Annotated in this window: 18 protein-coding genes; all 18 read right to left on the reverse strand. The window is 71.8% G+C overall.

Annotated features, from left to right (window positions below; genetic code table 11):
* Positions 1–59 precede the first annotated feature (59 nt).
* Positions 60–1214, reverse strand: a complete 1155-nt coding sequence (locus tag GVV04_RS20770; RefSeq protein ID WP_161689731.1) for a hypothetical protein — start codon at positions 1212–1214, stop codon at positions 60–62.
* Positions 1215–1380: 166 nt separating this feature from the next.
* A complete protein-coding gene (locus tag GVV04_RS20775; protein ID WP_161689732.1) occupies positions 1381–1677 on the reverse strand; it encodes a hypothetical protein in 297 nt (98 codons plus the stop codon).
* 43 nt (positions 1678–1720) lie between these two features.
* Positions 1721–2524, reverse strand: a complete 804-nt coding sequence (locus tag GVV04_RS20780; protein WP_161689733.1) for a hypothetical protein — start codon at positions 2522–2524, stop codon at positions 1721–1723.
* Between the two features lie 59 nt (positions 2525–2583).
* Positions 2584–4413: a hypothetical protein gene (locus GVV04_RS20785; protein ID WP_161689734.1), complete on the reverse strand. Its 1830-nt coding sequence runs from the start codon at positions 4411–4413 to the stop codon at positions 2584–2586.
* Positions 4414–4441: 28 nt separating this feature from the next.
* Entirely contained in the window at positions 4442–7774 is a 3333-nt protein-coding gene (locus GVV04_RS20790) for a right-handed parallel beta-helix repeat-containing protein (protein WP_161689735.1), read from the reverse strand.
* Positions 7771–8283: a YbaB/EbfC family nucleoid-associated protein gene (locus GVV04_RS20795; protein WP_161689736.1), complete on the reverse strand. Its 513-nt coding sequence runs from the start codon at positions 8281–8283 to the stop codon at positions 7771–7773. Before GVV04_RS20795 ends, GVV04_RS20790 begins: the two co-directional genes overlap by 4 nt.
* A gap of 4 nt (positions 8284–8287) precedes the next feature.
* Entirely contained in the window at positions 8288–10177 is a 1890-nt protein-coding gene (locus GVV04_RS20800) for a hypothetical protein (protein ID WP_161689737.1), read from the reverse strand.
* 51 nt (positions 10178–10228) lie between these two features.
* Positions 10229–10579, reverse strand: coding sequence for a hypothetical protein (locus tag GVV04_RS20805; protein WP_161689738.1), 351 nt, complete (start codon positions 10577–10579; stop codon positions 10229–10231).
* Between the two features lie 40 nt (positions 10580–10619).
* Positions 10620–12485 (reverse strand): hypothetical protein, encoded by a 1866-nt coding sequence (locus GVV04_RS20810; protein WP_161689739.1) that lies wholly within the window; start codon positions 12483–12485, stop codon positions 10620–10622.
* Positions 12482–13612, reverse strand: coding sequence for a WXG100 family type VII secretion target (locus GVV04_RS20815; protein ID WP_161689740.1), 1131 nt, complete (start codon positions 13610–13612; stop codon positions 12482–12484). The genes GVV04_RS20810 and GVV04_RS20815 overlap by 4 nt, the downstream gene beginning before the upstream one ends.
* 87 nt (positions 13613–13699) lie before the next feature.
* Positions 13700–14092 carry a hypothetical protein gene (locus tag GVV04_RS20820; protein WP_161689741.1) on the reverse strand — a complete coding sequence of 131 codons (393 nt, stop codon included), beginning with the start codon at positions 14090–14092 and terminating at the stop codon, positions 13700–13702.
* 73 nt (positions 14093–14165) lie between these two features.
* The gene (locus tag GVV04_RS20825; protein WP_161689742.1) at positions 14166–14468 is read right to left on the reverse strand and encodes a WXG100 family type VII secretion target; all 303 of its coding nucleotides are present in this window, start codon (positions 14466–14468) and stop codon (positions 14166–14168) included.
* A 43-nt stretch (positions 14469–14511) separates the two neighbouring features.
* The gene (locus tag GVV04_RS20830; RefSeq protein WP_161689743.1) at positions 14512–14811 is read right to left on the reverse strand and encodes a WXG100 family type VII secretion target; all 300 of its coding nucleotides are present in this window, start codon (positions 14809–14811) and stop codon (positions 14512–14514) included.
* 89 nt (positions 14812–14900) lie between these two features.
* Positions 14901–16346: a type VII secretion protein EccB gene (gene eccB, locus GVV04_RS20835; RefSeq protein ID WP_161689744.1), complete on the reverse strand. Its 1446-nt coding sequence runs from the start codon at positions 16344–16346 to the stop codon at positions 14901–14903.
* Between the two features lie 61 nt (positions 16347–16407).
* Positions 16408–17784: a type VII secretion integral membrane protein EccD gene (eccD, locus tag GVV04_RS20840; protein ID WP_161689745.1), complete on the reverse strand. Its 1377-nt coding sequence runs from the start codon at positions 17782–17784 to the stop codon at positions 16408–16410.
* Positions 17781–21794 (reverse strand): type VII secretion protein EccCa, encoded by a 4014-nt coding sequence (gene eccCa / locus GVV04_RS20845; RefSeq protein WP_161689746.1) that lies wholly within the window; start codon positions 21792–21794, stop codon positions 17781–17783. Before eccCa ends, eccD begins: the two co-directional genes overlap by 4 nt.
* Positions 21791–22981: a type VII secretion-associated serine protease mycosin gene (gene mycP, locus GVV04_RS20850; protein WP_201753856.1), complete on the reverse strand. Its 1191-nt coding sequence runs from the start codon at positions 22979–22981 to the stop codon at positions 21791–21793. The genes eccCa and mycP overlap by 4 nt, the downstream gene beginning before the upstream one ends.
* 125 nt (positions 22982–23106) lie before the next feature.
* Positions 23107–25857: a LuxR family transcriptional regulator gene (locus tag GVV04_RS20855; RefSeq protein ID WP_161689747.1), complete on the reverse strand. Its 2751-nt coding sequence runs from the start codon at positions 25855–25857 to the stop codon at positions 23107–23109.
* Between the last annotated feature and the right edge of the window lie 32 nt (positions 25858–25889).

Consider the following 25889-nt stretch of genomic DNA (forward strand, 5'->3'; position numbering starts at 1 on the left):
GCGGCGGTCCCGGTTCACCCGGTCGAGAACCAGTCCGACCCGCCCGGGGACGGTCCACATCAGCAATCCAGGTCCGGGCCGTCCAGTGGGGGCTGCTCCGGCTCGTCGTCGTGGAACCGCCACGCCGGCTCACCCTCCGGCGGCTCCTGGAGCCTGGTCAGCGTACGGAAGACCGCCACCCCGTCCAGCGGGGCCATCCGATGTCCCACACCCTCGATGTGCTCCACCAGCCGATCGTCCGGCCGCAGGTGATGTTCGCGCAGGTAGTACGCGACCACGTCCGGCCAGATCCAGGTGCCGTCGGTCCGGAAGTTCAACGGGACCACCGCACCCCGGCTGGTATCCACCACATCGTCGATGGTCGCGGTGGTCCACATCAACGGATGACCGCCATCCAGATAGCCCAGCAGCGCCTCCCGGGCCGCCGCGTCGGCCACCTTCGGGTGATCCGGCGCGAAGACCGCACCCCGCTCCGGATCAACCAGATCGAACACCGTCGCGTTCTCGATCACCGGTGCGGCCCGGTGCGCCCACAGCAACGCCCCAGACCCGCGCGCCGTGCGCTGGTAGTACGACGGCGTCTCACCCACCGCGCTCACCTCTACCTGGGGCGCCATCTCGCCCGCGGCCTCGAGCGCGCCCTGGAGTGCGGCGGCCAACCCGGGCCGCTCCGCCGGGTCAGCCACCTCCACCAGATACACCCGGCGCGGCAGCGGCCACGCCGAGCCATCGGCCACCGACCGCCATGCCCGCCACAAGCCGTGCACCCCGGGGCGGGCTGCGACTGTCTCGACCGCCGCCGCGTCCACCGTGTCCCACCGCGGCGGCGTCCCGGACGTCAGATCAAGCGCGACCGGCAGCACCCCGCCACGCCGCCGAATCGTGGCCGCCTGGTCCGGCGTGACCGGCTGGAACAGGTACGGGAGCAGCACGTCGTGCCCGGCCCGGGCGAGATTCGCCAGCTCGGAAGTGTCCGCGTCCACCCCGCGTAGCAGGTCGACCAGCAGGGCGGCATCATCGGGATGCAGAGCCACCCGCTGCGCCGTGACGGCCCCGGCCAACACCTGGGCCAGCTTGACCAACGCCCGCTCCGCGAGCCAGCTACGCGCCTGGGCGATCAGGTCATCCGGCAACCGACCCGCCAGGCGCAGCAGCATGTCATGGCAGCCGGCGACCTGACCAAGATCACCGGCACTACGGACAGGAACGGTCACGACAACTCCTTCGAACGAGGTGAACTCACCGAAACACCAGACGGCATCCGGTCGGGCGACGTGCCCGCCGTCCCGCCAACCCGCCGTCATGGCCGGCCCACGGGACAGTCTTCAGACCTGGTCCGGGCCTGACCGAAGCGATGGGGCTCGGCCTTCACCCGGCCACCTATCGGCTGTTGCCCTTCTCGACGAGGTTGTAGACATGGCCCATCTTGGCGAAATCGTCCGAGAGTTTTAACAGGCCGTCCACGATCGCCTTGAACGACGACTGCACGCCCTCCACACCAGGGACGTAGATCTCGGCCCACTTCTTGCCGAGTTCGTCGTTGCCCCATGGCGTACCGAGCGCCGCGCTGTTCTTGTTGAACGTCGACACCGCATCCCGCACGGTTGCTGCCGGAATCTTCAGTTCCTTGGCCACGAGGGCAAGCTGATCCGCATCGATGATGATCGTCTCGGTCATACCATGGCTACGTACGCCGGCCGGGGCGGGTTCACCGAGTCGGCTATGTGGTGCAGCCCACCTGGACCTGGCCGGCGCCGTGCCGAGCGCCGCCGGTGCCGGCGCCACGGTTGAGCAACCTGACCCCGATCCGCCCACCCTCCAGCGGGAAGGACCCGGCGCGGACCCACTGGCCCCGGTGGGCGGGCTGGTCGATGCTGAACGTGCCGATCACGGTGCTGTCCTCGCGTCCCCGGGTCACCTGGAAGAAGGCCGGCTTGCCCGCTGCGTCCAGCTCCCGCGCGGGTTTGGGCACGAACAGCCAGATCGCGCAGCTGCCCCGGGTCAGCGTGCCGGTGCTGAACCACCACCTGACCTGGATGTCGCTGTCGCTCCGGTCGGCGGCACCGGACATCGGCACGGACCAGGCGGTGCCCCCGGCGCAGCCCGGACCGGACCAACCGCCCCCCACGCTCGCCACCGGCGATCCTGCCGGGAACGCGGCGGAGGACCCGGAGGTGGCGGTCTCCGCGCAGCCGTTGCCCGCAAGGGCCGTGAACTGGTACGACGACGCGGAAGTGGGCTTCGGGGCCGGGCTGGCGGGCCGGTTCGGGACCGGGTCGGCGGGCTGGTTCGGCGCCGCCCCGATGACGGGGGGCGCCACTGTGACCGTGGGCTCGGCGGACGTTTCCAGGATCGGGTCCAGCGGCGTCCACTCCGGTGACGCCGGCGGCACCGGGATCTCCATGGCGCCCTCCGGTTCCGTCGTCGGGCTGTCGGCCGGGCCGGCAGCACCCGCTGGAGGCCGCTGCGCCGGGCCGTCGTTTCCGATCACGACGACCATCACCACCACCAGGACGACCGTCATGATCACCACGAGAACGGCGCCGCCCGCGAATCCGTTCCGGTTACCGGACCTGGGATTCCTCACTCCGGCGCCTCCTCGTTGGCCAGACCGTCGGCATCCTCGTCCACCGGGGAAACGGTGGCCCGGCGGGCGGGACGGGGGGCGGGCTCAGGACCCGCCTCCCGCTCCGACGGGGCCACGGCGACCGGTGCCGCAACCACCACCACGGGCGCGGACTGCGGCACCACGACCGGCGGAGCCGGCGGACGGAGGACGGCCTGCCCGTCGTCCGTCGGGGGCGTCGCCTGCGCGGTCCCCTCCGCCGCACGCCCGGGTGACGGCCGCGCGGCGGGAGCCACCGGCGGGCGGGGCGGCCCGGATTCACCGGGCAACTCGTCCCAGGCCGGCGCCTGGCGTATCTGGTCGACGTAGCTCAGCAGCGAACTGATCTCATCGACGGAGGTTGACTTGCGGCGACCCGGCACGCCGGCCGCCACCGCTCCGGCCCGCGGTGCTGACTTCCCGGTCGGTTCGGGTGCCGAGCTGGGACGACGGCCGGGCTCCTCCCCGGCCGGGTCGAGCAGCCGGCCTGCGGGGGTCAGCACCAGCGGTGCCAGACCTCGCAGGGTACGGCGCAGACCCTTGGCCATGTCCTCGGCGAACCACTGCCCGGCCTCTGCCGGCACCGCCAGCCGCAGCCGCGCGAGCGCCTCCCCGGGCAGCCGGTGCAGCAGGCGGTCGACGGGCCGCCAGGGCGGTGCCGCCTGGTCCTCGTCGCCCACCCCGATCACCACCGTGCAGTGCTCGGCCTCCAGCGGCAGCCGCCGGATCACGGCAGCTCCCTCGGTGCGGTTCACCTCCCGAATCCACAGCCCCGCCTCAAGGACCTCCACCAGCCACCGCTCGTTCAGCATGAACTGGGCGGGACCGGCGGGCAGCAACTGGTCCGTGGGCGCCGTCCAGGACAGGATCCGGCCGCCGCCGTGTGGACGCCACGCGATCTCCCGGGCGAACGGGATCCAGGTCGGTGCCCCGTCCACCCCGACCGCCGCCACCTGGGCGCCCCGGCCGGACAGGTGCAACGCCAGTCCGGTGCGTACCCGCAGGGTGCGGTTCGCGGCGGCGGACGCCGTGGCCCCGAGGGCGCCGTCGGCGACGGGGGCATCGCCGTACGGCGTGACGATGAGCCGTTCACGCAGCGCGGCGGGGATCGCCTCGATCGTGCGGCGCAGGCCGGCGGCGGGCAGCGGCGGATCACCGGGCCGGGACACCAGCAGCGTCACGGTGTCCGGCTGGACGGGCACGGCGAATGCCAGGTCGGTCGGCTCCACCGGGCCGGCCGGGCTGTGCGACCGGCGTACCCACAGGCCGGCCGGGATCTGCTCGACGGTGAGCTCCGGGATGCCCGGATCGGCGGCGTCAGCCAGCTCCCGCTCCCACTCCGGCAACGGAAACCGTTGGCCGGCGGCGAGTGGCGGGCGGCCCGGCCGGTACCGCAGCCACTGGCCGTCCGTCCCGTCGACCCCGCCGGCAAGCGCGTACAGCGTGCCGCCGGGGACGGCGACCAGCTCGCCGACCGGGGCGATCACGTCGGCTTCGACCAGTTCGCAGAGGTGCTGCGCGGGTATCCGGCCCGACTGGTCCGCCATGCCCGCGCAGGGCGAGATCAGGCGTACGGCCTCGTAGCGCGCCGGCACCCACCGGCACAGGCGGTACCCGAGGTCGGGGTGGTAGGCCAGGGCCGGGTCGGTCATGACGACACAGATCCGGCCGGTCTCGGTCGGCAGCGCACGGGTCACCGCCGCCGTCGCCGGATGGACGCCGTTGACCGAGACCAGCAGCGCGTCGCCCACCTCGTCGACGCGCAGCCGGGGCACCTCGCCCGCGCCCTGGCGCTGCCCCCTGATCATGATGGCCCTCCGGCTCCCCGCCCGGCGGTCACGACTGGAGATCCTCGGGTAGCAGGGAGATGAGCTGCTGCGTGGTGGGCGCGGACATGGTCATGGTCCGGCCCGCCTGTTTCGTGATCATGCGCTCGAGCACCTGGCGGGCGTACCGACCGTTGCCGAAGTCGCGGCCCCTCTCCACCGCCTGGAAGTGTCGGGCGACGGCGGCCAGGGTGGCGGGTGCACAGGTGTAGCCAGCCGTCTCGGCATGCTGGTTGAAGATCACCACCAGTTCGTCCGGACGGTAGTTCTCGAACTCCAGAGGCGGCGCGAACCGGGACGCCAGGCCCGGGTTGGCGGCGAGGAAGCCACCCATCTCCGACTTGTAGCCGGCGGCGATGACCACCACCTCCTCCCGGTGGTCCTCCATCAGCTTCACGAGCGTGTCGATCGCCTCCGCGCCGAAGTCGTTGGCGCCGGCGCCCCGGCTGAGGCTGTACGCCTCGTCGATGAACAGCACGCCGCCCCGGGCCCGGTCGAAGGCCTCCTTGGTTCTTCGGGCGGTCTGTCCGACGTACTCGGCCACCAGGTCGCCCCGGGACACCTCGACGAGCTGCCCGGACGACAGCACCCCGAGCGCGGCGAGCACCTGGCCGAACAGGCGGGCCACCGTGGTCTTGCCGGTCCCCGGCGGCCCCGAGAAGATCAGGTGACGGGACAGGTTGGGCACCGGGAGCCCGGCCTGACGCCGGCGCTCGGCCGTGCCGATCAGATTGATCAGGTCGGTGACTTCGCGTTTGACCGAGGGCAGGCCCACCATGGCGTTGAGCTGTTCGAGCAGGCCCGGCAGCTCCTCCCGGGTGCTGCCGGCCGACGTGCCGACGCCTGGCCCGGCGGCCGGGCCGAGGTCCTCGGGCAGGAGCCTGCTGAGTTCCTGCGGAGACATGGTGCCCTCGGCCGCGAGCCGCTGGGCCTGCCGGTTGACCATCTCCTCGAAGACCTTGCGCGCCGTGCGGCCGTTGCCGAAGGTCTCGTCCCGGTGGATCCAGGTGAAGTAGCGCTCGACCGCTGCCCGGGTGCCGTACTCCAGGGTGTACTGATGGACCCGGCAGAGATTCTCCACGATGGAGACGAGTTCCTCCGGGGTGTAGCTGGCGAAGTCGACGGTCCTGGTGAAGCGGGAGGCGAGGCCGGGGTTGCTCTGGAGGAACTGGCGCATCTCGTGGGAGTAGCCGGCGGCGATCACCACCACGTCGTCCCGGTGGTCCTCCATCAGCTTGACCAGCGTGTCGATCGCCTCCCGGCCGAAGTCCGCGCCGGAACCGCCGCTCTCCGTGACCAGCGTGTACGCCTCGTCGATGAAGAGCACCCCGCCGAGGGCCTCGGTGAACTTCTCCGTGGTCTTGATCGCGGTGGCGCCGACGTACTGGGCCACCAGGTCCTGCCGCGCCACCTCCACGACGTGCCCCTTGGGCAGGGTGCCGAGCGAGGCGAGGATTTTGCCGTACAGGCGGGCGATGCTGGTCTTTCCGGTGCCGGGCGGGCCGGCGAAGACCAGGTGACGGCTCATCGGTGGGCTGGGCAGGCCGACGGCCGCACGTTTGTGGGCCAACTGCTGCAGGCTGACCAGCGCCGCCACCTCGCGCTTGACCGAGTCCAGGCCGACGAAGGTCTGCAACTCGGCCAGCAGGTCCGCGGTCGGCACCACGTCGACCGGCGACGTGCCGGCCCGGGCCTTCGACCGACCGCCGCCGCCGGGCCTGCCGCCTGCGGTGACCTGCGCGCCGTACGAGTCAGCCTCGCCGTTGTCCTCGCTCGTCACGCCCTCGGCGGTGAGCCGGGCCGCCGACTTTCCCTGGCGTACGCCGGCACCGCCGTTGCCGGACACGGCGCAGTCCCGCACCACGATCGGTTGGTCGCTGTCGACGCAGATGCCGTCGCCCTCGTTGTCGACGATCTCGCAGCCGCTGATCTCGCCCCGGGCACCGGCGGCGAGGCCGATCCCGGCGCCACCGCAGCCGCGCACGGTCGAGTCGGTGACCGTCGCCTCGCCACCGTCCTCGATGGCGACGCCACCGCTGCGGGCCTCGTAGACCTCGCAGCCGCGCAACACGCAACGCCCCTGGGCGCCGACGAGCACCCCCACGTCGTCGCTGCCGCCGAACCGGGAGTCGGTGATCTCGGGGCTGCCGCCGTCGAGGCTGCGGACCGAGGCGAACCGGGTGTCGGTGATCTCGGCGCCCTGGACGCGGCCCCGGCCGTTCTCCGCCACCACGATGCCGTGCCCCTGGCAGCCCGCGATGACGAGCTTACGCAGCAGCGGGTTGGCGCCGGTGGCGATGCGCACGCCGTGCTGCCGGGAACGCTGGATGTCGATGTCGTCGAACGTGCCCGCCGCGGAGTCGCTGATCAGCAGGGCCGCATCGGCGCAGTCCCGCAGGCGGAGCCCGGTGAAGGTCGGATCGCTGTGCCCGCCGACCCACACCCCGGCCACCGGGGCGTCGCTGACCTCGCACTGCTCGAACGTGCCCCGCGACCGGCCGACGACGCGGATGGCGTGCCCCCGGGTACGGCTCAGCCGGGTCCGGGCGATGAACGGATCAGCGCCGTCGGCCACGAGCAGGCCGGCACCCGCAGTCTCGGAGACCTCGCAGTCCTCCACGGTCGCCCGGCCGCTGCCGGTGAGGTACATGCCCACGTCCGAGGTGTCATGGATCTTCGTACCGGACACCCGGGTGGTGGAGCCCTTCTCGATGACGACCGCCGGGCCGCCGATCCGGAACAGCTCACACCGCTCGACGACGCCCTTGGCCGCCTCGGTGCTGCAGATCCCGTTGCCCTGCGCCCCACTGATCACACTGTCCCGGATGGTCAGATCGGCGCCGCTGCGCAGCACCACGCCGGTGGTGCCGGCCCGTTCGATCCGGCACCGTTCGACGGAGCCGCCGGCGTCGTCGGTCGCCACGATCCCGGCGCCGACGGAGTTGGTTATCCCGCAGTCGGTCATCACGATCGACGCGCCGGCCCGGACGAACACGGCCGCCGGGGACTCGGCCCGCAGGTCACACCCGTCGAGCCGGAGCCGACCGACCCCGACGTCCACCGCGGCCCGCTTGTCGTCGCGGTGCCGCAGCACCAGGCCCGCCAGCGTCGCCGTCTCCGTCTGCATGTACACCGCGTACCCGTCCTGCGGCGCGATGAGCACGCTTCCCCGGCCGTCGCGGGCGGTGATGGTCACCGGCACGGACAGGTGCAGTGACTCGGCGTACTCGCCGGGCAGGACGTCGATGATGGCACCGCTCTCCGCCCTGGCCAGCGCCTCGGAGATCCGGCGTAGGCAGCCGGGTTCCGTGGCCGAGACGGTGTAGACGCGACGCGAGGTCACTTACCGTCTCCTGGTTCCTGGTTACGCGTCGGGGTGTCGCCCCCGGCGGCGGGCCTGCGGGAGCCGGTGTCGAGGTCGATCCCGTCGACCAGGTCGGTCGGCGGTCGCTGGAGCAGGTCCAGGAACGACTGCGGCACGGTGAACGCGTCGGTCAGCGCGGCGCCCCAGTCCGCCTCCCCGTCGACCAGGTCGCCCACGTTCGCCCCGGCCACCCCGACGTCGCCGGCCCGCTCGGCCAGCCGAACGCGGGCGTCGCGTCGCGCCTCCTTGATGGTGGAGATGATCACGTTGGACAGTTCGGAGGCGGCCATCGACCGGTAGCTCTGGCCGAGGAACTTCAGTTCGGTGATCTCGCCCTGCGCGTCCACCACGACGGACAGCTGCCGCTTCGGCGCGGTCGCCGAGCCGGTGACCGACGCCATGCCCTGCTGCAAGCGGGTCATGCTGTCGCGCTGCTGCGCCAGCTCGGTGAGCATCTCGTTGATGGCGGCCTCGAAACCGGATGCCATGACGTCAGTCCTCCCAATCGTTGTCGTAGGACGGGCGCCCCAGCACCGAGTTCGCTCCGTGATCATCGTGCCAGGCGTCGTCGTCCCGGGCCAACGCCGCCCAGCGCCGCGCCCGGCTGTCTCTGCTGGCGAGGCCGGCCGGAGCCCCGGACTGGAACGGCGGCGTACCGGACCCGCCCTGGTGGCCGGCGCCCGCGACCTCGTCGGCGCCCGCTGGCCGCCCTCGGCCCGCCAGCGCGGCCCCCAGACTCGTCAGCACCGTCGGCTGATCGTTGGGATCCGGCGCGTACGTCACCACATGGCCACCGAGCCCGGCCGAGGTGAGGTTCGTGGGCACGGTAGGGGTCGGCTGCGGCGAGATCGGCAGTTCCGGGATCGGGATCGCTTCGGCCCCTCGTTTCGGCGACACCGACAGGCCACCGAGCACGGCTATGTCGGGCTTACCGTCGCCGTTGACGTCGACACCCGTTATGCCGTCCGGGGTGGAGACCATCGGGGCGAACGTGAGAATCTCGCCATTCATCCCGATGTCGGGCTTGCCGTCGCCGTTGACATCGACGCCGGTGATGCCGTCCACGGTGACGAGGGTGGCATCGGGCAGTGGTTTGCGGTCCATGCCCAGGTCCGGGACACCGTCGCCGTCCACGTCGACACCACGGACCCCGTCCTTGACCACGATCGGGGCGTCCGGGAGCACCTGCCCGCTGATCCCCACGTCCGGTCGGCCGTCACCGTTTACGTCGATGCCGATCGTGCCGTCCGGTCCCTGCACGACGGGCGCGGAGGGAAGGATCTCACCGTCGATCCCGATGTCCGGCCGGCCGTCGCCGTCGACGTCCACGCCGCTGCGGCCATCGAGCTCGACCAGTTTCGCATCGGGCCGCGGTTTGCCGTCGAGGCCCAGGTCAGGCACCCCGTCGCCGTCCACGTCGATTCCGGTTACGCCGTTCTTGTCCTTGGCTCGGGGCGCGTCCGGCAGGGCCCGGTTCTGATCACCGAGAGGACCGCCCGAGCCGGTCGGACTCCCGGGACCGCCACCACCCGAACCGGGGTCACCGCCACCGGTTCCGTCTTCCTCGCCACCCGAGCCGGAACCGCTACCACCCGAGCCGGAACCACCACCCAGGCCCTCGTCCCCGCCACCGCCCGAGCCCTCGCCACCGCCCGAGCCCTCGCCACCGCCCGAGCCGGAACCACCACCGGATCCCGTCTCCTCATCCTCGTCCTCGCCGCCGCCCGTCTCCTCGTCCTCATCCCCGCCACCGCCGCCCGTCTCCTCGTCCTCATCCCCGCCACCGCCGCCCGTCTCCTCGTCCTCATCCCCGCCACCGCCGCCCGTCTCGTCATCGTCATCCCCGCCACCCGAGCCGGAACCACCACCGGGTTTCTTGAGCACGGCCTCCGGGATGGGCTTCAACGCCGCCGCGACGCGGCGGTACTCGTTCGCCAGATTCAGCAGAACCTGTCGCACGGAGGCGTCGAACGGCACCTGTAGGGACTGGCGGACGGCGTCGTAGTCCGCCGTTCCTGCGAAGCTCGCGATGGTCGACTGGACCCAGACGTCGTGCTCCACACACTCTGCGACGGCGCTCTGGGCCGCAGTCAGTGCCGCACCGCCGTTTTCGAGCTCCTTCTCGTATTCGGCGATGGCGGTCCGCAGTTCCCCGATGACCGGATAGACACCGTCCAGAAACTTGGTGAACGCCTTCGAGGCCGGGCCGGACCAGGACGTGCCCACCACCTTGCCGACCTCGGCCGGCATGTCGTCAAGCAGCATCCCGAGCGCGCGATAGGTGTCCCCGATATTGGTCGAGGCGGTGTGGAACGTCGGTGCCGAGCCGGGCTGAATCGCCTCCTTCACCTCCTTCAGCGTCCAACCTTCGTAGTTTGCCACCCGCAAGCCCTTCTCTCTCCCGAATATGCCGTTCGGTGCCCACGCACAGCCCTAGTACTTGATCCCCGGCAGGTCTTTCCGAACACGCTCGACAAGGGCGTCCAACTCGGCCGCGACACCGCCCGTATCGCCGTCGGTCTTCTCGTACTTCTTGCTGATGACCTCCAGCGTGTCGCCGATGTAGTGAAGCGCCTTCTTGATATTCGCAAGCCCTTCAGCCAGAGCGTCCCTGCGATTGTTGAATGTCAGCCTGAGATCGTCCGCGTCCGCAAAGACCCCCGGATTTATCGTGCTGCTGGGCACCTTCGCCAGACCCGGATCGACATGTAGCTCCGCGAGGCTGAGGAACTTTTCGCCGAGCTTTCTGATCGCCTCACGGTCGACCTGCACCTCATCCGGCACATTCCGCTCCTTTCATCTCCAACTATCGCCAGTGTTCCGATCAACGCCGGGCCGCGCCCGGCTGCCAACCGCCCTGTGCTGGGCGCTGTCCACGCGGAGTCCCGCGAGGCCGGCGCACCGGAGCCGCCCACTCGTCGACGGGCTCGTCGTCGTCCTCGTCATCAACCGGCCGGCCGAGCGCGGTAACCGCGGTCAGGTCGTCCGTCCACACGGACTCGTCCTCCTGCAACCAGGTCTGACGCTCGCGCTCGCCGTTGCCGCCGCCCCCGGCGCCGGCACCGCCCACCGCAGGCGGGATCGGCGGCGGGAAGCCCATCCCCTGCCCGGTCACCTGTTGGCCGGCGGCGACCCCCGTGCCGCCCGACCCGGCTCCGTCCGTCACTCGCCGGACGTTGTCTCCGGGGATGCGGCCACCCGGATCGAGCAGCCCCTCAGGCGACGGCGACAACGGCCGCCCGTCGAAGCCCACGTCGGGCACACCGTCGCCGTTGACGTCGAACCCGGTGCGCCCGTCGGGGCCGGTCACCACCGCGCTACCGACCGGCGCTCCCGATCCGGACAGGGCCCTGCCGTCGAGGGACAGGTCCGGCCGACCGTCGCCGTTCGTGTCGATCCCCCGGGTGCCGTCCGGGCCGGTGACCAGCGTGCTGCCCGCAGGCAGATCGCCACCGGGCAGCGGCTGCATGTCCAGACCGAGGTCGGGCACGTCGTTGCCGGTGATGTCATAACCGGTGGTGCCGTCGGGTCCGGTGACGAGGCGACCCCCGTTCGGCGCGTCACCCCCGGGCAGCGCCTTGCCGTCCATGCCGACGTCGGCGACACCGTCACCGTTCAGATCGATTCCCATCGAGCCATCCGGCCGGCGTACCGTACGGCTACCAGCGGGCAGACCAGGTAACCCGCCCCCCAGTCCGGGCAGACCACCACCCGCAGGCAGGTCCGTCAGACCACCACCGCCGCCCAGGCCGGGCAGACCGCCCCCCGGCAGGTCCGTCAGACCACCGCCACCGCCCAGATCAGGTAGGCCGCCGCCACCGCCCAGATCAGGTAGGCCGCCACCGCCGCCCAGGTCAGGTAGGCCGCCACCCCCCGAACCGCCACCACCCAGCAGCTTGGACAGGTCAGACAGGTCCAGATTGGGCGGGTCGTCGCCACCCGACAGATCGTCGGTCTTCTTGTCGCGGCCGTTGTCGGGCGCGACGACGCCCGCGAACTCCGGACTGGGCAGGCGGGTGTACTTGATCAGAGACTCAGCGTATTTACCGCTCAGCTCGTCCCAGATCTTCTGAAACTCACCTTTCGCCCTGTCGTAGACCGCCTGCGCATCAGTCTTGTAGTCGGTGAACGCCTTGTCGAAAATTTCTCCCAGATTGTCGGGAAATTCGATATGAATAACCCAGCGGTTCCACCACTTGATTTTGTCCTTGAGCTCCAGCGACTGCGCCAGCTTGATCGTACGGCTGTACCATTCGGTCTCCACCGCTTTCCAACCCGTCCGCAGCCCTTCCAGGGCATTGCGATACCTGGCCTGCGCGTCACCGTGCGAAATCGCGATTTCCCTGGTGACCGTCGCGTAGGTCGATATCGCCCCGGCGACTTCGGTCATGAAACTGCGATAGGCGGACAACGTCTCGCCGAACAGGCTCGCCGCTGGCCCCTTCCAGTAGACCTCCCGGCCGAGATCGGCAGTCAGCATGTCCACCCGCAGGTCGTCCAACTGGTTCCGCAGCGCGGCGAGCGATTTCGCGGCCAGTTCGGCGTTGCCGGGTTTGGAGGGTGCCGGCGATTCCCCGGCAGACTCGAAGAGCAGCGGGTCGCCGTACGTCTTGTGCAGGAGGGCCAACTCGTCGTCGAACTGCTGGACCCAGGTGTTGACGCTGTCGACGTGCTTCCCCACGCCGATCACTCACCCGATCGAGGCGGTGAGGTGCGGCCGATCGCTCCGGTCAGACCGAGGTCATCGGTCCAGTCCTCGTCACCCACGAATGGCAGCCCCGGCTGGCGCTCGTCCTCTTCCTCCGGACGGCCGAGCACCGGGCCGACCCGCAGCGACCGGTCGCCGGGCCGGCGGCCACCGGGCCCGGTGAAGGGTGTCGACGGCAGCGGAGCGGGCCCGGGGTTGAGACCCTGCGGAGCAACCGAACCGCCGAGACTGCCGGTGCCAGGTCCGGCAGCCCGGCGGGTGGTCGCGACGCTCCCCGCCATCGTGGTGACCGGGGCCGACGGACCGCTGCCACCCAACGGGCCGCTGCCACCCAACGGACCGCTACCCGCCAACGGCTCGGGCATCGCCCCGACGGGGATGCCGGACACCGCCGGGGCGGTCACCACCGGCCCGGTGTACGAGGCCAGCAGCGTCGCCGGGTCCGGAGAGCCGAGGTGTACGTCGAGGGTCGGCACGCTCGTCGGGTTCGGTGCGAGGTAAGCGGCCCGCGCGAGCGGTGACAGATCCGGCAGCGACAGGACCGGTTCGACCGGCAACTGCGACAGCTGTACCCCGCTGCGCGGCCTCGGCTCCGCGGCGTGACCGGGGCCGGACGCGGCGTCCTGCGGCGAGGTGGGTATCGGTTGCAGCTTCAGGACGGCTTCCCGGTAGGCCAGCGCCAACACCACCAGGATCTTCCGCGCCTCCGCGTCGATGCTGGCGTCGTCGGAGACCACACCGATCGCTGTCACCTGCGCCCGATAGGCGGCAACCTCCTTGGAGAACTGGGCCAGGTCCGCCTGCGCCGTCGACAGCGCCGAGGCGCTGCCCGCCAATGCCGGCCCGTACGGTTCCAACGGCTGCGCCACCCGGTCGAGGAACTCGACGAGACCGTTGACCACCGCGACAAATGCGGAGGCAGCCGGCCCGGTCCAGGCCCGGTCACCTGTTGTCACGGCGCGGACCTCCACCGGGATCTCTGCGCTGAGCGCCCTCAGGTCCGCGAGCACCCCGGCGAAGACCCGGCCCGCTTCGGTCATGGTGGCCGGCTGTCCAGGCTGGATCGCCGCCTGGACCTGGGTGATGGTGTAGTCGCCGTAATCCGGCATGAGGGGCGTCCTTTCACAGGATGAGCGGACAGGCACAGGCCGTACGATCGACCGGCCCCGCGCGCTGTCAGATGACGCGGCGGCGGTCTAGGGCGTCAGCGGCTGATCGGTGATCCCCGACAGTGGACTGAAGTCGGGATAGATCTGGCTGATCGACTTGACCAGTCCACGGAGGCGGAGGAGGTCGTCCTTGTTGAGGTGCTCGGCCTTGGCGTAGACGGCGGCGATCCGTTTCAATTCCACACCCACTTCATGGAACGACTTGTCCAGATTCTCGAGAATCAAGACCATCTCGGTGTGCACCCGGGTGTCGAATCGCGCCTTGAGGTCGAGCGCCGACGGGGAGAGGTGACCCGGGGTGATGTGGGCGTTCTTGGCCTGATACTTCATCTCGTCGAGTCTTACCGCCCAGGCCATGAACAACTCGGCGAGCTTCTGGATGCCTACCTCATCGGCGACAACAGATCCGCTGTCACTCACGAATGACCGTCCTCTGCTCGGGTAGGGGTGGGCCGGCGACGCGAGCGCGCCGACCGCCCCCACCTCGTGTTGGTTAGCCCTGCTGCCAACCGGCCGTGTTGATCCGCTCGGTCTGGTTGTAGTTGGACAGGATGTTCTGCAGGGACGGAATGGCCCCCCGGATCATGATGTCCTTCATGTTGTTGATGGACTGGTCCCAACTCGCCTTGTACTCGTTGTAGCTCTGCCGGGTGCTGCCGTCCCACGCCTGCAGCTGGGTGCCGGCGTAACGCTCCAGTTCGTCCAGGGCATCGTCGATCCGGTTGTGCGCGATCTTGATGGCCTCGATGCCCTGGGTGATTGCGGCGTCGCTGTACCGATAGGTGGGCTGACTCATCAGGTTCTCCTCGACGGTTTTCGGGGTTCGGGCTGTCCTGCGCCTACTTGAAGAATGAGCCCTGCTGGATGGCGAAGTCCTCGGCGGACTCGACGTGGCCGGCACCGCCGATCAGACGGTCGGCCATGGAGTCGAGATCCCGGAGGATCTTGTCGAACTCGGTTCCCCACTGGACCATGGTGTTCTCGAAAATTGCCGCCGCGCTGCCGTCCCACTGGGAACGCAGCGAATTCAGCTCATTTTTGAGGCTCTTCATGTGGCCGTCGATCTCACCGTAGGTCGACACGAAACGCTGACCAGCGGCCTGCATGCCGCCACTGGTATTGGAGATGGGAGAAGTCATGTTTCTCATACCCTTCTGAGGTGCGGGCTCGGAACTGTGGCGGAGATGGCGGTCGGGACATCACGCGACCGGACGGCTGATCAGCGGCATCACTCCCCCCGGCCTTCCCCGGCCCGCCTCGGCGGCCCGGTCTGCGTGACGGGCACCACGGCCCGGGCGGCGGCCGGCTCGAGTGCCGTCCCCACCGGCAACAGCTCCAGGATCGGTCCGGGGACCGGCATCGCGGCGACCCCGCCGTAACCGAGCGTTCCGGCTATCTCCGCCGTCGGGATCGGATACCGCACCCCGTTGTCGACCAGCAGGTAGAGGGTGCCTCCGGCGACTCCGGGGCCCGGCAGGTCACGCAGGAGCAGACCGGTGCCGGGGGTGATGGTGATCTGGTCGGCGCCACCACCGAGCGGCTGGCCGGCCCCGGCCACCGCGCCGGTCACCCCGACCTGCACCCTGGGCCCGTCCGCAGCCATGGTGATCCGCAGACAGGGCACCTCGTCCGCGCCGATTCGCAGCAGGCCGGGGGGCTGCGCCGGCAGCCCCTCGTTGACCGAGGAGGTCGCGGACAGCCGGGACTGCGCAAGCGTCGCGGGACTCAGGTCCAGCATGGTCACCCGGGCATTCGGGTACGCCGCCCGGGACCTCGGGTCGGCCAGCGTCAGCGCGGCTCCGACGGCCGTCATCGGCGACAGCCCGTCGGCGCGCAGGACGAAGAACTGGTCGGCCTCGCCCGCTCCGATGCCGGGAACCCGGAACATCTGGCCGACCACGGAGGCCCGGCCGTCGATCTTGGGGCCGGGGTCGCCCCGACCGGAGATGGGCTCCGCCACCAGGTCCGGTCCGACCGGGACCGCGTTGATCCAGGACCAGCCGACCTGCCGTACGGTCGCCGCCGAGTAGCCCAGCGAGCTGAGCATCGCGGGGTTCCGCACGCGCAGCCGCTGGTTGTTCCACACCAGGAAGCTCTCGTTCGCCGGGGTCCGTACGACCAGGGCCTCGTCGGCCGGGCTGGACCGGATGGCCGCAGCCGGCCCGGCGTCCAGCGTGACGTGCGGTTGCCCCGTGCCGGTGGCGTCCTGGCGGGTCGTCGAGCAGACCCGCCACTGGTCGGCGTTCAGCCGATCACGGTCGGGCAGGTAGTCGGGTGCGGCGAGGATGCCGACCGGCAGCCCGCGTGGCGCGTCGCGCAACGAGTTGCGGGACACCCGGACCACCTTCGGGGCGCCACCGAGGATCAGCCGGGCGGAGGTGTAGTTGAGCACCGGGCGCAGCACGCCGTCCACCGCGACGTACCGGGTGCCGGTCTCCTTCTCCACCACCAGCACCCCCGGCTTGCGCCAGGCGCTGCTGCCGCCGGGCACGAAGAAGCCGTACACCCCGAAGCCGACCAGGACCAGCCCGCCGAGCAGCACCCCACAGATCGTGCCGACCAGGAAGCGCCGCAGCGGTGACATCGGCGCGTCGGGTTCGGCGCGCAGCAGCGCGGACACCAGCCGACCCATCACGAAGGCGTGGGCCTGGGCCTGGTCCCGGCGGTTCTGCACGACTGCCTTCTCCTCTCTCCTGCTTCGACGGTTCGCGGTGTGGGTGACGCGGTGCGGTCGGCTAGCCGGCGATGGCTCGGGCCCACTGGTAGGCGTCGAAGACCGCCAGCAACGCCAGCACCATGCCGATGGCGAACACGTACTCGACGAAGTCGGCGACGCGCCCCCAGTAGGGCAGCAGGCGCCGGCCGGGCAGTGCCCGCGACATGGCGAGCAGGGCCGCCGCGAGCACGAGCAGGCCGATCACGGACAGCGCGCTGGCCATCGTGTCGCTCCGCCCGGCCAGGCGGATGGTGAGCAGGGCACCGCCGGTGAGCACGGGCAGCAGGGTGGCCGCCCGCTGCCACCCCGAGCTCAGGCCGCGGGACCGGATGGCGAGGACACCGAGGACCGCGATGACGAACCAGGCCGGGGCCCAGCCGCGCGTCGGGGCGAGCACCGCGAGGCCCAGCGTGCAGATCGCGCCGGCGGCGGCCAGGAGCCAGGTGAGGTACGTGTCGGCGACCACCGCACCGGAGATCAGCTTGGTGCCCGGGAAGGGTTCGATGTCCTCGGCCAGGTCGGTCGCGCTGGTGGGCAGTTGGGGCAGCCGGAGCAGGGCCAGCCGGAACGCCACCGAGGGCGCGGTGGCCGTGGCGATCAGCGCCGCCGCGACGCCGGCCGCGGCGGCCTGTGGTCCGGTCGTCCCGAGCACCATCAGCAGCGCGTAGCCGACGCCGGCCAGGGTGACCAGCCAGCCGGCGAGGAAGAAGGCGCGGTGGTGCCCGACGGCGAAGGTCACCAGCAACGCGGCGAGGCTGGCCGCGACGGCCACGCACAGCAGCTTCGGCGCGTGGGCCGCCGATGCTGGTAGCACGGTGTGACCGGCCAGGCCCGCGAAGGGCACGGCGGCCACCCCGAGGATGACGGCGGCCCAGCCGTCGGCCAGCGCCCGGGAGCACATCATCGCCCCGAAGGCCAGCGCGACGGCGCAGCCGGTGGCCAGGGTGCCCCGGCCCGGCACGGCGTCGTCGAGCAGGATGGCGAAACAGGTGACCAGCGTGACCGCGCAGAGGACGAGGAAGAGGACCCGGGTCAGGCTGTCCCGCCACCGGTCGGGTCGGCTGCCCACGCCGGTGGCCAGACCGTCGATGAGGTCGTCGAAGTGCACCGGCGGCAACTGCGCGTCACGGGGACGCAGGTAGAGCGTCTCGCCGTCGCGGATCTGCAGCGACGACACGGTGAGTTCCTCGTCGAGCGGTCCGCCGCCCAACCGTTGCAGCACCCAGTCGCCCTCGCCGGTGAACGCCCGGTGCTGGCCGTGCTGATCCAGCGTGCCGGACATGGTCGCCCGTTGCACCAGCACCGGGATGAGGTCGGCCAGCGCGACCGTGGACGGCAGCGCCACCTCGACCGTCCGCTGCGGGGTTACCAGGACGACTCGGCTGATGTCGGTCATGGGGTGGCCTTCCGGGCTTCGTCGCCGGCGGGATCGGCGATCACCGGCAGCTGGAACTGGATCGCGTCGGCGCGTCGGCGCACCAACTGGGCCCGTCCGGCGGGCAGGGTCAGCGGCTTGACCTGCCCCAGGAAGCCACCTTCGTCCCGTGGGCAGGACAACAGCACGGCGACGCTGCCGAGGTCCCACATGCGGCGCAGCAACGGATCGGACATGCCCCGGGCGGCCCCGGCGGTGCTGCGGGCGACGATGACGTGCAGGCCGATCTCCGCGCCGTGGGCCAGCAGGTCGACCAGCGACTCGGCCGGGTAGTCCATCGTGCCGCTGACCATCTCGTAGTCGTCCATGAGCACGAACAGCCGGGGCCCCTGCCACCAGTCCCGTGCGGACAACCGGTCCGGGCCGATGTCGGGGCCGGGCACCCGGCCCTTCAGCAGCGGCACGCCCCGGGCGAGCACCTCCCGCAGCGCCTTGCCGTGCAGGGCGTAGCCGACCGTCTGGCCGGCGCTGAAGGCGGTGGCGAGGTTGCGGCGTGGGTCGACGACGATCACCTGTGCCTCCTGCGGCGGGAAGCGGTCGACGATGGCCTGGGCGAGGTGTCGCAACAGGTTCGTCTTGCCGGTCTCGTTGTCGCCGAAGATCATCAGGTGCGGGTTGGCGCCGAAATCGTGCCAGACCGGCTGGAGCCGCTGGTCGTCGAGTCCGAGTGCGACCCGCAGTTCGCCGTCGCCGGGGGTGGGCGGCAGCAGGTGTCGCGCCAGCACCCTGGGCAGCATCCGGACCGCCGGAGCGGGGGGGCCGCTCCAACCGGCGCTCACGGCGTCGACCAGCGCCGCCAGCGCGGGGCCGTCCTCGCCGGCCACGTCGCCGTCCCCCGGTCCGGGCTCGGCGCCCAGCACGCCCGGGCCGAGCCGCGGCACCAGCGACAGGAAGTGGAACTTGTCCCCGGTCAGGCCGCGTCCGGGCGCCTCGGGAACCGTCTTGGCCTTCCGGAAGTCGACCTCGGACTCCATGGAGTCGCCGAGCCGCAGCTCGAACCGGCTCTGCAACACGTCCCGCAGCCACGGTCGGATCTCCGACCAGCGGCCCGCGCTGATCACCAGGTGCACCCCGTAGCTCAGGCCCCGGGTCGCGATCTCCTGGATCGTCGGCTCCAGCCCCTCGAACTCCTGGTGCAGGGTGAACCAGCCGTCGACGACGAGGAAGACGTCGCCGAAGGGGTCCTCGGCGTGCTGCCCCGCCGCCCGGGCCCGCCGGTAGGCGGCCATCGACTCGACATCGTGCCGGCCGAAGAACTCCTCCCGCTGGTCGAGGATGTCGGACACCTCGGCCACGGTGCGGGTGACCCGCTCCCGGTCCCGCCGGTTGGCGACCCCGCCGACGTGCGGCAGCCCGGTCAGCGCCGCCATCGCCCCGCCGCCGAAGTCGAGGATGTAGAACTGCACCTCGCGCGGGGTGTGGGTGAGGGCGAGCCCGCTGACCAGGGTGCGCAGCAGGCTGCTCTTGCCGCTGCGCGGCGCGCCGACGACAGCGGCGTGTCCCTTGGCCCCCTCAAGGTCGGCGACCAGCGTCTCCCGGCGCTGCTCGAAGGGGCGGTCCACGAGGCCGACCGGCACCCGCAGGCCGCCGTACGGGGCGCCGAACCCCCGCTGCGGGTCACGGACGAGTTTCGGCAGCACCTCGTCCAGGGTGGCCGGCTCACCCAGCGGTGGCAGCCACACCCGGTGCGCCGGTGGGCCGGCGTCACGCAGCCGGTCGACGATCACCGCGAGCGTCGTCTCGGCCGGCGGCGCATCGTCGACGGACGGTTCCCGGGGCGGCGGCTCGATCGGGCGGCTCGGCACCACGTAGCCCGCCTCGAAGCCGACCACCCGGGAGTTGCTGACGGGTTGGGCCACCCGCCTGCCGCGCACCGGGCACGGCCCGGACACGTACGCGCCACGGAACTTGACCAGCGTCGTGGTGTCCGTGCGCAGGTAGCCCGATCCGGGCGCCAGCGGCTTGTCGTACGCGTCGCTGACGCCGATGACGCTGCGCGACTCCATCGACGAGAACATCCGAAGGCCCATCCGGTAGGACAGGTGGGTCTCCAGCGTGTGGATGCGCCCCTCCTCGAAGCGCTGCGAGGCCAGCAGCAGGTGCACGCCCAACGAGCGCCCCAGCCGCCCGATCATCATGAACAGGTCGGTGAACTCGGACTTGACGCTCAGCAGCTCGCCGAACTCGTCCACGATGAGCACCAGGGTGGGCATCGGGATCAGGTCGGCGCCGGCCGCGCGGGCCCGCTCGTACTCCAGCACCGACGTGTGGCTGTGCCGGCGGAGCAGTTCCTGCCGGCGGACCAGCTCACCCTGTAGCGCGTCCTGCATCCGGTCGACCAGCGGCAACTCGTCGACGAGGTTGGTGATCAGCGCCGAGACGTGCGGCAGCCCGTCGAGGCCGAGGAACGTGGCGCCGCCCTTGAAGTCGACCAGCACCATGTTGAGCTTCTCGGACGAGTGCGCCAGCGCCAGCGACAGCACCAGGGTGCGGATCAACTCGCTCTTGCCGGAGCCGGTGGCGCCGATCAGGATGCCGTGCGGCCCCATGCCGCCCTGCGCGGACTCCTTCAGGTCGAGCTCGACGGTCTGCCCCCGGTCGGTGACGCCGATCGGCACCCGCAGGTGCTCCCAGACCGACCGGGCCTGCCACAGTCGCTGCGGATCGAGGGTGCGCAGGTCGGCGATGCCGAGCAGGGAGGCCAGGTCCGCGGCGACGGCGGCGCCGTCCGTGGTCGCGCCGGCGCCACCGAGCCGGTACGGCGCGAGCTGCCGAGCCATCGCCCGGACGCGGACCACGCTCAGCCCGTCCGGCCGGCCGACCGGCGTGGACTTCGTGTCGCCGGACCGGCTCATGTCGACCTTCTCGATCCGCGCCTCGCCGACCCGGAGCCGCAACACCGTGGCCGCGCCGTCCCACGGCAGGCTGCCGTCCACGTCGATCGTGACCAGGTTGCGGTATCCGGCGGCGGCCAGCCGGTGGCTGCCCGAGATCGGCGGGTCGTCGAGGACCACCACCACGAAGGGTTCGCCGGGGCTCGGCATGGCACCCGGCTCGTACCGGCCACGGTCGTCGAGCGCCGCGCCGCCGATCAGTTTCTCCAGGTCTGCCCAGGAGTCGCAGACCAGGCGCACCGCGCCGGCGGCGTCGGTCTGCTCCCCGTGCTGGGTGTGCGGCAGCCACTTGGCCCAGTCCCAGTGCCGCAGCCGGTCGGTGCTGGCCAGCACCGCGATGTGCAGGTCCTCCGGGGAGTGGAAGGTGGCCAGCTGCGCCACCATCGCCCGGACCAGCGCGCGGTTCGCCTCGACCTCCCCGTCGAGGCTGACCCGGGCGAACCCCCGCAGGTACACGGCGACCGGCATGTCCTCGATCACCGTGTACGCGCGCAGGAAGCGGCGCAGCGCGCTGGCACAGAGCGGTTCGAGGTCCTCCACCGGCTGGGTCTGCGGCGCCTGCAACGTCAGCGCCAACCGCTGCTGGCCGAGACCGATGCGCACCTCGGCGAAGTCGGCGTGGTTGGCCCGGCGCTCCCACAGCCGGTCGGTAGGCACCATCGCCCACAGCCGGGCCGGGTCGGGGTGGGTGAACAGCACCGACAACCGCTGCCGCTCGACGCTGCGCCGGACCTGCTTGCGGGCCTGGCCGAGGTAGCGCAGGTAGTCGCGGCGTTCGCCCTTGAGCTTGGCCTTGCGCTCCGAACCCGCCCGCATCAGCAGGGCGAACGCCATGACGATGGCCGAGAGGCCCATCAGCCCCGACGTCATGTACAGCATGATCCGGTTTTCGCCCGGCTGGAGGTAGAACAGCGCGAGCGCGCCCGAGCCCATGATCATCGGCAGGTACGTCAGCAGGTTCGCGAGCTGCCCGCCGGCCGCCTCCGGCAGGCCCGGCGGCTCCTGCAACGCGAACTCGCCCTTCTCGATCGTCGGGGCGGGCCGGCGCGGTGGCCGGGCCACCTGGATCGTGCTCATCCCGACTCTCCTCGGCGGTCTCGGTCGTCCTCGGGCTCACCGGCGCCACGCCAGCCACGACGGATGCCGAGCGGGATCAGGTACGCCACCAACCCGAGGAGACCGGCCAGCACCGCGGCGGTCAGGGCGAACTCGATGGCGCGGTCCGCACCGCCGGCGCCGTCCGATTCCTGCCGGATCGGCCCGAGCGTCGCAGGCGGCCGGGGGGCGACCCGGTCGTGTTCCTCGGCCAGGAGCGCGGTGACCGCCTGGTAGGGGTTCACCACCCCCCAGCCGAGCTGCGGGTCGGGCAGCGTGGTGCCGGGATGGTCGGCGGTCAGCTCCAGGCGCCGTTTGACCTGTGCCGCAGTGAGCCGGGGATGGTAGGAACGCACCAGTGCGGCGGCGGCGGCCACGAACGGCGTGGCATAGCTGGTGCCGCTGTCGACCAGGTGCCCGACGCCGGCCCGGCTCAGGCTCACCACGTCCACCCCGGGAGCGACCAGATCGAGGTACGCCCCGACCTCGGAGAACTCGCTGCGCTGTCCGTCCGGCCCCACCGAGCCGACCGCCAACACCTGTGGGTAGGCGGCCGGGTACGCGACCGGATTGCCCTGCTGGGCCTCGTTCGCCACCGCCGCCACCAGCAGCACGTCGCGCTCGGCGGCGTACTCGACCGCCGCCCGCAGTTCCTCGCTGGGGAAGAACGAGCTGGCCGAGACGTTGATGACCGAGGCTCCCGCGTCGGCGGCCACCCGGATGGACCGGGCCAGCGTCGACGCCGTGCCGTCACTGGGACCGTTCGCCTGTCGGACCGGCAGGATCATCGCACCCGGCGCGAGGCCCACCATGCCGGTGCCGGACCTCGGCTGGGCGGCGATGATCCCGGCGACGAAGGTGCCGTGGCCGTAGCAGTCGTCGTTCGCCGAACCGGTCCGGTTCACCACGTCGGTGCCGGGCCGCACCCGGCCCGCGAGCTGCGGCACCGACGCGTCCACCCCGGTGTCGACCACCGCCACCAGCACGCCTTCGCCCCTGGTCAGCGGCCACACGCGGGTCGGGTCGAGCCGGCGGTGCGTCCAGGGGACGGCGGGCAGCAGCTGCTGCGAGGGGGACGTGCACCGGGTCGACGGGGCCGCGCCCGCCGGTCCGGACGGCAGGGCCGGGGCCGACAGGACAGCCAGCGCCACCCACGCGAACAGCCGCACCGGGCACCGCCGTCGCATCCCCGCCCCCTGCCGCTCCGACCCCACCATGGCGTCCTTCCGCCGTGACTACGCACGCCGCCGACCCAGAGTTCACCGCGAAATGATCGGCATCGGGGACGCCGTTCTCACGCCACCGGGGAGTCGATGAGTTCGAACGCCCGGACCAGCTCGACGCGGGAACGGACCTGGAACTGGCGGTAGATCTTCGTGAGCGAGCCCTCCACGGTGGTCACCGCGATGGACAGGTCCCGGGCCACCTCGCGGTTCGTGGCCCCCTGCACCACGAGGGCCACGATCCGCTTCTCCATCGGCGTGAGCGGGGTGTCCCGGCGGTTCTGGGTCGGCATGAGCCGGGCGGCCTCCCGGGCGAGCCGGTCGACGCCGGTCGTCAACCCCGCGGCGAGGCACGCCTCGGTCGCCTCGTCGAGCAGTGCCCGGGCGGCGCCGCGCCGCCGCCGCCGGCGCTCGATGCCCGCCGCCAACAGCAGGACGCGGTACAGCTCGATGGGCGTGCCCAGGGCGCGGCACCGGTCGGCCGCCGAGGAGAGCAGGTCGATGGCGTCATCGGCGCGGCCCTCGGCGAAGGCGAGCACCGCCTCGGCCCGTTGCCGGGCGGCCACGGCCAGCACGGAGGCCGGCTGGGTGTCCGCGCCGCGCAGCTCGGCCAGCAGACCGCGCGCCTGGGTCAGGTCGCCCGCGTCGGCGTGCGCCTCGACGAGGTCGGCGAGCAGCAGCCGGGTCTGGTTTCCGATCGGGAGGCCCCGGACCAGCAGGTGGGCGCGGCGCAGGACGGCGACGGCACCGGCGGGGTCGCCCGCGACGAGTCGCCAGGCACCGAGCTGTTGGCAGAACTGCGCGAGCTTGTCGAGGTCTCCGACCCGTTCGGTCGCGACGATCACCCGCTCGGCCAGCTCGACGGCGCGGGGCAGGCTGCCGGTGGCCGCCTCCGCCTCGGCCAGGGCCCAGGACACCAGGTTCGCGGACGCCGGCTCCACGTCGACCGCCAGTTGCTGGAGCCGGGCCACGGTCGCCAGCGCCGAGGCGCCCTGCCCACGCCGCCACTCGACCCGGGCCAGCAGGTGCAGCACCAGTTCGAGGCCGCCGACCGTCCCGCAGTCCTCGGCCAACCGCACGGCCGCCCGCAGCTCGTCGTACGCCTCGTCGTAGCGGTCGTTGTCGTAGTGGTGCCAGGCCAGCTCGTGGTGGATCAGCAGGGCGGCCTCACCGAGGTCGGCCCGCCCCGCCAGCAGCCGCCTGGCCTGGGCCGTCTCCTCGTCACAGGGCTGCCCCAACCGGGACTTCACCCTCAGCAGCACGTGCAGCGCGCGCAGTTCGGCCCGGACGTCGCCGGCGGTGGCCGCGGCCTGCGCCGCCCACGACGCGTCGGCCAGAGCCGCGTCGGTGCGCAGGGCGGCCGCATGGTGAGCCGCGGCGTAGACGCGCACCCACGGTTGCGGCTCGCCGCCGGCCTCGGCCTCCGCGCACGCCGCGGCCACCTGGTCACCCAGCTGCCCGATGGCGTCGCCGCTGGCCTCCAGCACAGCCAGCCAGGCGGACATCCGCAACGGTCGGGGCGCCTCGGCGGCGAGGACCTCCCCGGCCGCCTCCCGCGCCTCGCTGAGCAGCCCGCCCTGGTAGGCGTACCGGGCCTCAGCGAGCTTGCGCGTCGCCCAGCCGGCCCGGTTCGACGCCGGGGTGCGCAGCGCCGCCATGCCGATCAGTTCCCGGGCCACGCCGGAGGCGCCCCGCCGGCCGGCGAGTTCGGCGGCGGTCGTCAGTGCCACGGCGACGGTCTCGTCCTCAAGGCCGGTGGCCAGCGCCATGTGGCGGGCCCGGTCGATCGGGTCGATGCTGACCTGGACCAGCCGCGCGTGCATCGCCATCCGGACGATCACCGGGGCCTCGGCGTAGACGGCGGCGCGCAGCAGGGGATGCCCGAACGCGACCCGGCCGCTGCTGTCCAGGTCGCAGATGCCGGCTTCGGACGCGGCGGTCAGATCCGCCTCGGCGGTGTGGCAGCCGGCCTGGTCGAGCAGGGGCAGCGTCGGCCGGTACGCGGTGGCGGCCATCCGGACGGTGTCGCGGGCGGTGGCCGGCAGCAGGGCGAGGCGTTGACGCATCAGGGTGTCGAGGTGCACCGGCACCGGCAACGGCTGGCCGGGGACCGGCCGCACGCCGCTACGGCCGACAGCGGCGGCGATCTCCAGCGCGAACAGCGGGTTCCCGCCGGAGAGCGTGCAGATCCGTTGCGCGATCTGCCGGCCGACCAGCCCACCGGCCCGTGCCACGACGACGGGCACGAGGGCGTCCATCGGCAGCGGACCGACCTCCAGGCTGACCGCGTCCGGCAGGGCCAGTCTCGGTGTCTCGCCGGAGCGCAGCGCGCCCAGCACGCTCAGCCGCCCGGCGCCGAGCCGCCGCAGCGCGAAGGCGAGCACCTCCGCGCTGGCCTGGTCGACCCACTGGACGTCGTCCATCACCAGCGTGACGGGGGTGGCATCGGTCATGAGTCGCAGGAGGTCGAGCATCCCGAGACAGACGCCCAGGGTGTCCAGTTCCTGCCCGGCGGGGTCGCGTCGGCGCAGGGCCAGCTCGACGACCCGGAGGGTCGCCGCCGGCAACCTCTCGAAATGCTCGGCGGGCACGCCCGCGAAGAGGTCGATCAGCGTCACGAACGGCATCCGCGCGTCGGTCTCGACCGGGCTCGCCGACAGGGACAGCCCCGGGCGTTCCCCGATCATGACGGCGATCGAGCGGAGCACCGTCGACTTGCCCATGCCCGCGTCGCCCACGAGGAGAACACGGCCACCGTCACCCAGCTTCGCCATGACGCGCGCGGTCAGTTCCTGACGACCGGCTACGGTGACGGTGGCCATGGTGTCCTCACCCTCGGGTTGATCAGATCGGC

It is taken from the genome of Micromonospora rubida (genome assembly GCF_009908295.1).
Taxonomy (GTDB): Bacteria; Actinomycetota; Actinomycetes; order Mycobacteriales; family Micromonosporaceae; genus Micromonospora; species Micromonospora rubida.

What these genes read in the sequence shown, in the direction of transcription:
- GVV04_RS20775 (WP_161689732.1), bottom strand. Translation starts at nt 1,677, where the DNA reads ATGACCGAGACGATCATCATCGATGCGGATCAGCTTGCCCTCGTGGCC.
- GVV04_RS20780 (WP_161689733.1), bottom strand. Translation starts at nt 2,524, where the DNA reads ATGACGGTCGTCCTGGTGGTGGTGATGGTCGTCGTGATCGGAAACGAC.
- GVV04_RS20785 (WP_161689734.1), bottom strand. Translation starts at nt 4,413, where the DNA reads ATGATCAGGGGGCAGCGCCAGGGCGCGGGCGAGGTGCCCCGGCTGCGC.
- GVV04_RS20795 (WP_161689736.1), bottom strand. Translation starts at nt 8,283, where the DNA reads ATGGCATCCGGTTTCGAGGCCGCCATCAACGAGATGCTCACCGAGCTG.
- GVV04_RS20815 (WP_161689740.1), bottom strand. Translation starts at nt 13,612, where the DNA reads ATGCCGGATTACGGCGACTACACCATCACCCAGGTCCAGGCGGCGATC.
- GVV04_RS20825 (WP_161689742.1), bottom strand. Translation starts at nt 14,468, where the DNA reads ATGAGTCAGCCCACCTATCGGTACAGCGACGCCGCAATCACCCAGGGC.
- GVV04_RS20830 (WP_161689743.1), bottom strand. Translation starts at nt 14,811, where the DNA reads ATGACTTCTCCCATCTCCAATACCAGTGGCGGCATGCAGGCCGCTGGT.
- eccD (WP_161689745.1), bottom strand. Translation starts at nt 17,784, where the DNA reads ATGACCGACATCAGCCGAGTCGTCCTGGTAACCCCGCAGCGGACGGTC.
- eccCa (WP_161689746.1), bottom strand. Translation starts at nt 21,794, where the DNA reads ATGAGCACGATCCAGGTGGCCCGGCCACCGCGCCGGCCCGCCCCGACG.
- GVV04_RS20855 (WP_161689747.1), bottom strand. Translation starts at nt 25,857, where the DNA reads ATGGCCACCGTCACCGTAGCCGGTCGTCAGGAACTGACCGCGCGCGTC.